Below are 3235 nucleotides of genomic sequence, written 5' to 3' on the forward strand. Positions count from 1 at the left end.
TGCCGTGAACCGCTGCCGCGGCTCGCGGTCATCCGTCCGGCGTTCCCTCCCGGGCGGTCGCCCGCCGCGTCACTCGCTGCCCATCAGGGCGAGGAATGCCTGCGGGTCGGCGTCGAAGCCGCGGATCGTCTCATGGAACCGCCAGACGCCCGTGTCATCGCGGCTGAACTCCGCGACGACCGCCGCCGTGGCCCCAGCGACGCCCGAGAAGTCGTCCTTCCACAGCTCGGTATGGCCCTCGGCGACCCTGACGAGCGTGTTCGCCACGTCGCCGAACGCCAGCCGGCCGTCCCGCTGCTGGATCACCACGCCCACCAGGACCCGGCCGTAGACCGCCGCCAGCCGGTCGAACTCCAGGGTCAGCACCTCGTCGGCCCCGAACCCCTGACCGGTCTTGCTGTCCCTGGTCAGGGTGATCGTGCCGTCCGGCGACCGGCTGTCGAAATGCACGACATACGCCGGAGCGCCCTGAGGGGTGTCCGCCGCGTAGGTCGCGGCGACTATGTCGAGGTCGTGGGGAGCCGCGCCCAGCGGGCTCGGATCCCATCGCAGGCTGACCTCGACCTTGCGGACGCCCTTGCTCAGGCTGCTCACCAGATGTCCCTTCTCCGTAACTGCCCGGAGTTCTCCGTCGATTGACCGTGTCTGTGATTGACCGTATCCGCTGTGTACGGGTCGGGGCGAGGCTTTGCCCGGTGTACGCCGGTTCTGGCAAGGGGCATTCCGTTACCGGGCCGCCGGGGCCCCGCGGGACCGGGGCGCCGGGGCGGCTGATCCGGCCGGTGACTCACCGCAGCCCGTCGATCGTCTGCGCCCCGCCCCTGGCGCGCACCGCACACCGCACGCCAGGGCGCCGGGCGGGCGGCGCCGGAGCGGTCATGGGGGTGTCAGACCGTCCACGACGGTTCGAGCTGCACCACGTCCCCGTTCAGCGCCGCGACATCCGCCTCGGTCTGCGCGCGCAGCAGCAGCCGTTCCACCCGCTCCCTGCGGTACTTGCCGTGCTCGGCCGTGGAGAGCCACATCGACATCACCAGGAACTCGTTCCCCGGGGCCTCGCCGAACAGCCCGCGCACCATGCCGGGTGAGCCGGCCATCGCCGGGTTCCACACCTTCTCCTGCATCAGCGCGTAGTGCTCGACCCGCTCCTCACGGATCCTGCAGTGCGCGACCCGCACCACGTCGACACCGGTGAACCTGGGCTCGAACCCGGTCTTCACGTCGAATCGATGATCGAAAAGTTTGACCTGGGCGTCCTTGTACGTCCCCGACTGCCCGGACGCCAGCCGATCATGGGAGCGGGCCATGAACGAGTCGTAGAACGCCCGGCTCTCCCAGAAGGCGAAGACATGGGCGACATGAGGCCGCCCCTTGCTCCAGCCCCCGCCCTGGCCCCGGAATCCCGGCTCACCCAGCAGCCCCGCCCACTTCCGCTGCCCCCGCTCGAACCCACGACGGTCCACCACAGTGCAGCGAATCCACTTGACCAGCACCGCGCCATCGTACGGCTCCCCAACGTGGCCCGGGTCACTCTCCCGCAGAGTGACCCCGCCGGCCCGCGCCACCGGACGGGATGTGCCATATGTCACCGGCCGGATCAGCCGGATCGGCCCGGCCCCGCCCCCCGTCTCCGGCCGCGCCGATCTAGGGTCGAGACATGGCAAGACCGCGACGCATCGTCCTCGTCCGGCATGGCGAGTCGGAGGGGAACGCCGATGACAGCGTGTACGAACGCGAGCCCGACCACGCGCTGCGGCTCACGGCCGCCGGGCGGGCCCAGGCCGAGGAGACCGGAGCCAGGCTCCGTGAGCTGTTCGGGCGTGAGCGCGTCAGCGTCTATGTCTCCCCCTACCGGCGCACCCACGACACCTTCCACGCCTTCGGGCTCGATCCCGCGCTGGTGCGGGTGCGGGAGGAGCCACGGCTGCGCGAGCAGGACTGGGGGAACTGGCAGGACCGGGACGACGTCCAGCTCCAGAAGACCTACCGGGACGCCTACGGCCACTTCTTCTACCGTTTCGCCCAGGGCGAGTCGGGAGCCGATGTGTACGACCGGGTCGGGGCGTTCCTGGAGAGCCTGCACCGCAGCTTCGAATCACCCGATCATCCGCCCAATGTGCTCCTGGTGACCCACGGGCTGACGATGCGGCTGTTCTGTATGCGCTGGTTCCACTGGACGGTCGCCGAATTCGAGTCGCTCTCCAATCCGGGCAACGGCGAGATGCGGGTCCTGCGCCTCGGCCAGGACGGCCGGTACACGCTTGACCGGCCGTTCGAACGCTGGCGTACCCCCGAACCGTACGGCGTCACCGGATAGAGTGGCAGGAAGATGACCGCTGACTCCTCAACCGACCGGCGTTTCGCACGTGCCCTGGACAGCCTGCGCGGACTGTCCGTGGGGGACGCCCTGGGCTCCCAGTTCTTCGTACCGGCCAACTATCCCCTGCTGAAGCGGCGCGAGCTGCCTCCGGGGGGCTGGCAGTGGACCGACGACACCGAGATGGCCTGCTCGGTACTGACCGTGCTGGCGAACCACGGCCGTGCCGACCAGGACGCGCTCGCGCGCTCCTTCGCCGACCGCCACGACTTCGACCGCGGCTACGGCCCCGCGGTCAACCGCATGCTCCGGCTCGTCAGAGAGGGAGGGGAGTGGCGAGAACTCGCCGCCGCCCTCTTCCAGGGCCAGGGCTCCTGGGGCAACGGTTCCGCGATGCGGATCGCCCCGCTCGGCGCGTGGTACGCGGACGACCCCGAGCAGGCCACCCACCAGGCCGAGATCTCCTCGTACACCACTCATCAGCACCGTGAGGCGGTCGTTGGCGCGATGGCCGTCGCGGCTGCCGCGGCACTCGCCGCCGATCCCGGCGGGCCGCCCGGGCCCGCGGAACTGCTCGACGGTGTCATCGCGCTCGTGCCGCGCAGCGCGGTGGGGGCGGGTCTGCGGCGGGCGCGGGACATGCTCGACTACGGGGATGCCGGGACCGTCGCCGCCGTACTCGGCTGCGGTCGCCGTACGAGCGCACATGACACGGTTCCGTTCGCGCTCTGGTCGGCCGCGCGGTCGCTCGGCGACTTCGAGCGGACATTCTGGGTGACCGCCCAGGTGGGCGGGGATGTGGACACCACCTGCGCGATCGCTTGCGGAGTGGTCGCCGCGGGACGCGGCGGACAGCCGCCGGCCGCCTGGCTGGAGCGGACCGAGTCCCTGCCCGCCTGGGTGCCGAAGGGCCCGCGC

Annotated in this window: 4 protein-coding genes; 2 read left to right on the forward strand and 2 right to left on the reverse strand. The window is 70.9% G+C overall.

The window, feature by feature from the left end; all coding sequences use genetic code 11:
* Positions 1–69 precede the first annotated feature (69 nt).
* Complete coding sequence (locus tag ACWF94_RS37235) at positions 70–594, reverse strand: TerD family protein (RefSeq protein WP_453499149.1); 525 nt, start codon at positions 592–594, stop codon at positions 70–72.
* A gap of 293 nt (positions 595–887) precedes the next feature.
* On the reverse strand, positions 888–1493 hold the full coding sequence (locus ACWF94_RS37240; RefSeq protein WP_453499151.1) for a YdbC family protein: 606 nt from the start codon (positions 1491–1493) through the stop codon (positions 888–890).
* Between the two features lie 164 nt (positions 1494–1657).
* On the opposite strand from ACWF94_RS37240, the gene ACWF94_RS37245 reads away from it, so the two are divergent.
* Together ACWF94_RS37245 and ACWF94_RS37250 are read left to right on the forward strand one after the other, a co-directional pair.
* Positions 1658–2317 carry a histidine phosphatase family protein gene (locus tag ACWF94_RS37245; protein WP_453499153.1) on the forward strand — a complete coding sequence of 220 codons (660 nt, stop codon included), beginning with the start codon at positions 1658–1660 and terminating at the stop codon, positions 2315–2317.
* A 12-nt stretch (positions 2318–2329) separates the two neighbouring features.
* On the forward strand, positions 2330–3235 hold a 906-nt coding region (locus tag ACWF94_RS37250), incomplete at its 3' end, for an ADP-ribosylglycohydrolase family protein (RefSeq protein WP_453499155.1).

Source organism: Streptomyces sp. NPDC055078, assembly GCF_053607985.1.